Annotated in this window: 5 protein-coding genes and 2 pseudogenes; all 7 read right to left on the bottom strand. The window is 37.3% G+C overall.

What is annotated here, in order from left to right:
- A pseudogene (locus Q0X89_RS02800) lies at positions 1–337 on the bottom strand (amidohydrolase); the annotation flags it as partial.
- Between the two features lie 84 nt (positions 338–421).
- Positions 422–1,030 (bottom strand): nucleotidyltransferase family protein, encoded by a 609-nt coding sequence (locus Q0X89_RS02795; RefSeq protein WP_297691087.1) that lies wholly within the window; start codon positions 1,028–1,030, stop codon positions 422–424.
- Entirely contained in the window at positions 1,030–2,040 is a 1,011-nt protein-coding gene (locus Q0X89_RS02790; RefSeq protein ID WP_297691086.1) for an XdhC family protein, read from the bottom strand. Before Q0X89_RS02790 ends, Q0X89_RS02795 begins: the two co-directional genes overlap by 1 nt.
- Positions 2,041–3,240 (bottom strand): molybdopterin molybdotransferase MoeA, encoded by a 1,200-nt coding sequence (locus tag Q0X89_RS02785; RefSeq protein ID WP_297691085.1) that lies wholly within the window; start codon positions 3,238–3,240, stop codon positions 2,041–2,043. It abuts the gene before it with no gap.
- Positions 3,241–3,310: 70 nt separating this feature from the next.
- Positions 3,311–3,688: a rhodanese-like domain-containing protein gene (locus tag Q0X89_RS02780; protein WP_297691084.1), complete on the bottom strand. Its 378-nt coding sequence runs from the start codon at positions 3,686–3,688 to the stop codon at positions 3,311–3,313.
- 17 nt (positions 3,689–3,705) lie between these two features.
- Positions 3,706–4,314, bottom strand: coding sequence for a HesA/MoeB/ThiF family protein (locus tag Q0X89_RS02775; protein WP_297691083.1), 609 nt, complete (start codon positions 4,312–4,314; stop codon positions 3,706–3,708).
- A pseudogene (locus Q0X89_RS02770) lies at positions 4,311–4,556 on the bottom strand (molybdenum cofactor guanylyltransferase); the annotation flags it as partial. The gene Q0X89_RS02775 and the pseudogene Q0X89_RS02770, both read right to left, overlap by 4 nt.

Below are 4,556 nucleotides of genomic sequence, written 5' to 3'. Positions count from 1 at the left end.
TTACATTGGCAAAAACGACGAACCTGTTGGGGTAATTCCGGTTTATGTTATCCATCATATTTCTAAGACCTTCCCCGGAGCCGCCGCTTAAATTAACCAGAACAGCCATATTCATATTATCCATAGAAGCAATCAACTCCGAAAGGTCCTGTGTAGCCATTTTGAAATGATGGCTGTGAATATCAATAAACGGATATCTGGCTTTTTCCACGATGTTTTCTGTAACAACTAATGTGGATTTCGGATTATACTCTTCAAAACTCATTTCCTGAGAATGGCCTTGAGATAAAAAAGCTAAAAGCATTAATGGAAGTAAGTAGTTTTTAATATTAATCATTTAGTTATTTTTTTGATGTTGGAAATGTACTATAATTCTATGAGGCATATTATTTAATCCCCAAATTATACAAATACTATATAATTAACTTTTGCGATCAGATAATTTTAAAAGTCTATTGTAATCTTCCAGAGTGTCAACATCGTAAGCTTTACCCCCGGGGTCCAAACCTAAAACCTTATCCCCAAGCCCTTGCAGAAATAGCTGAGCACCTCGATCGCCATCTAATTTTAATAAATCAGGAAAATAGGTATGTTCAAATAAGGCCGGAACCCCAATTTTATCCTCATATCTGGTACCAATAAGATCACTTTCTCCTGAATTATATAAATCTATAATTTTATTAATATGTTCAGTATCCATTAAAGCCTGATCCGCAAGAAGAATAAGTACTGCATCAGACTCTTTATTATAATTCAATAAATAGTCAATACCGCATGATACTGAGGTTGCTAAACCACCTTTCCACTTAGTATTTTCAAGAAGAACTACTTCAGTCGTTTTAATAGTATCCTTAATTAACCTGGCATTTGAACCAAGGACAACAATTACATCACAAGTCTTAGATAATTTGGATATTTTAATAGTATGTTCAAGAAGTGTAGAATCCTGCCATGGTAAGAGTTGTTTTATTTTCCCCATTCTGCTGGAAGATCCTGCCGCAAGTATTAAGATAGAAACCTTAGAACTCATTAATTATGAATTGTACCCAATTTATTCCTTAAAAGCATGGGGTCTTTTTTACGAATTACAGCGAGGATTTCAGATATTATGGATATAGAGATTTCCTGAGGTGTCTCTGCACCGATATTAATTCCGGCCGGCCCGTAAATAGATTCAAAAAAGTCATCTGAGATATCCAGGTTGTATTCCACAAGTTCATTTAACAGCCTTTCTCTTCGCGATGAAGGTCCTAATAATCCAAGATAAGTTGGGGTTACATTCATTAGGCTGACTAAAAACTTAAGATCTTTCACATAACTATGGGTCATTAATACTACTCCGGTTTGATTATCTATCATTTGTGGCTGAAACTCTTCAGGCGATAGCGCATGGAATTCTTTGGCACCTGGGAAGTCATTTATTCCCTTTTCTTCAGATGGTGAAGTAATAACAGTAACCTCCCATCCTGTCATGGAAGCATACGAACATAATTGAACGGCATCATGTTCTGAACCTATTATTACTAACTTAAAACATGGGGTTAGTTTTTGTTGAAATACTTCGGCTCCTAATTTAGTTTTATAATTGGGTCTCAGAACCAATTCACTTGTATCAACTTTTAAAAGCGTACCCAATTCTTCGTGGCTATTTTCCTGACGGGTGAAATGGGATTCCAGCTCAAAGGTTTTCCTGTCTTCAATGGTCTGCCAAAAAGTATTAACAGCTGTTTCATCAGGTATAAATGGTTCTATAAGTATATACAAAATTCCTTCACATCCTAAGCGATAACGACCATCATAGGTCATCATTTTTGGTATTCCGCTGCCAAAAACACTTTCCGCCTGTCTTTGTATTTCTTTCTCTACACAACCACCACTAACCGCCCCAACCATTTTTCCATTATCCAGGAGCAGCATCCGAACACCTGGACGGCGATAAGAAGATCCTTCCAGCGCAACAACTGTTGCCAGCACTGCTTTACCCCTTGTTTGTTGATGCGCTTTGTACGCGGCGAATATATTTTTTAATTCATGAGTCATTTATAAAAGCGTTCTGGTGTTTATAAAAGTTACTTTGTCATCAGTGGCATAAGGTACTTCCCTGGGATCTAATTTAATAAATCCGTCCGATCTTGATAAACTTGTAAGGTCTCCAGAACCATTATCCGGTACTAACCTGGCTCTTAACAACCCATTTACCCATCGGATTTTCACCCCAAGAAAGCGCGTTAGGCTACCTTTAATGGTAATGTCATCTTCCAAAAAGACTTCGACTTCAGGAATGGGGAGCCCTAAAGATTTTTGCAACCAATGTTTAAAATAAATATGATAATTTACAAAAGTGGATATTGGGTTTCCGGGGAAAGAAAATATTAGTGCATTCGTATTTTTGTAAATTCCAAACCAGAAGGGTTTACCTGGTCGTTGAGAGACACCATGAAATACTTTTTCCACACCTAATTCCTCGAGCACCTTAGGAATAAAATCAAATTTCCCTTTTGATACACCTCCGCTCAACAATAAAACATCGATTTCCTGAATTACATATGCTAATTTTTGTCTTATCATGTCTTTATCGTCCGATAAATGCAAAAGCAAAGGCTCTATTTGTTCTTCGTAAAGCGCAGCAAACAAAGAATAAGAATTTGACTTTCTTATCTGATGTGGCAAAGGATGGTCTTCTACTTCAACCAGTTCATTTCCTGTAGAAATAACAGCGATTCTGGGAAGTTTTTTTACTTCAACAGTAGACTTTCCAACCGAGGCCAATACACCAACTTCGGCAGCTGTTATTTTAGTGTTTTTGTTAAGGACCAACTCACCTTTTTTCTTGTCACTTCCTTTATCATGAATGTTTTGCCCTCTTTGAACTTCCTTATTGAGATTGGCTATTCCGTGTTCAATAGTAATATCCTCATACATGACCACAGTATCCGCTTCAAAAGGAACAACAGCCCCTGTCATGATTTCTACACAATGGTCTTCTTCCAGAAATTTATAGGTCCTTTGACCTGCTGCAATTGTTGCTTTAATATCAAAGGCTTTTCTGCCATTTTCAATGGCATTGTAATTAATTGCTATTCCATCTTTGGTAGCACGATCAAATGGTGGGAAATCCCGATCAGCATATATATCAGTTGCCAGGACCCTGCCAACGGCCTTTTTTAGGGACACCCTTTCTTCTCCGTAGTCTTGACTATGGTTCAAAATATGATTATATGCATCTGAAAAAGAGATCATAGCAAATCAGAAAATTGTATGCCATGATTACCCCTCCTTAAAAAAAACAAAATACTGGTGCTATTCACAATTAAATGAGTAATGTATTATATTGATTTATTCCACCCAAGATGTTATAAATAAACGATGTGCTATTATGTCTCAGTAACTTTTGTTGTGCAATTCTGCTTCTGATTCCAGATTGGCAAATAATATATAAGGGAAGAGTAAGGTCTATTTCCTGAATACGAGTTTCCAGGCTCTCAAAGGGAATATTTATGGAATTTGCTATATTATTTTGTGCATACTCTTCTTTTGACCTTACATCAATGAGCTGAATGGGCTCGCTACTTTCTAAAAGTTCAAAAAATTCCTCGGAAGAAATTGAATTGGTTGATTCGCATTCATCCAAATAATAATTATCCAGCACTTTAATTTTTTTGTTCTCAGGAATAAGAGGAAAATTCACTTTAAGAAATGACTGATCTATTCCAAAGCTTGTAAACTACCAACAATACCGGGAATAACACCAAGAACCCCGTTTATATTACAATCCGGGATCTCCACACTGGAAGGCATAGTAGGAAACAAACATCTGTAAGTTGGCCCCTCCTGGTAATTAAAAACACTCAGTTGAGCTTCAAATCCATGCAGTGCTCCATATACAAAAGGTTTGTCCAGGATAACACAGGTATCGTTAATAAGATAACGTGTAGGGAAGTTGTCTGTGGCGTCTACAACAACATCATAGTCAGCAAGAATTTCCAGTGCATTGTCTTTGGTCAGGAAGGTATCATGCCCTATCAGATCCGTTGCAGAATTTTGAGAACTCAAGCGTTCCAAAACTACTTCGAGTTTTCCTTTTCCAATATCTTTTTCATCATAGATCACCTGTCTTTGCAGATTAGTTATCTCTATTTTATCCCCCTCCACAATTCCCAGGGTTCCAATTCCCATTGCATTTAAATATTGAAGCACAGGAATACCCAGACCGCCTGCTCCCACTACCAAAATACGGGATTTTAGTAATAAATCCTGCGATTTATGACCAAATTCTTTAAGCGAAGTCTGGCGTATGTAGCGATTTGAATTCAAATGGATTCTAGTTTGGATATTACTTCCCGATAGTCTTCTTCTGAGTTTGCATTCATAAGAACAATATCATCCTTGGGGAAGACTAATTTTATATCAGAATTAATCAAATATTTTCGCGGACAGCTGCTAGTCGCATGCTGTAAATAATCTATGGATCCGGCCAAACCACCTGGTTCCCATATAGCTGCCAGAGGTTCTGGCAGACCACTTTCCCTAGTGGCAAATGCCGTAGCAACTTTTGA

This window comes from uncultured Eudoraea sp. (assembly GCF_947258525.1).
In the GTDB taxonomy this organism is placed as follows: domain Bacteria; phylum Bacteroidota; class Bacteroidia; order Flavobacteriales; family Flavobacteriaceae; genus Eudoraea.
Note: the sequence above shows the minus strand (reverse complement) of the source record. Positions and strands in the feature narration are given on the sequence as shown.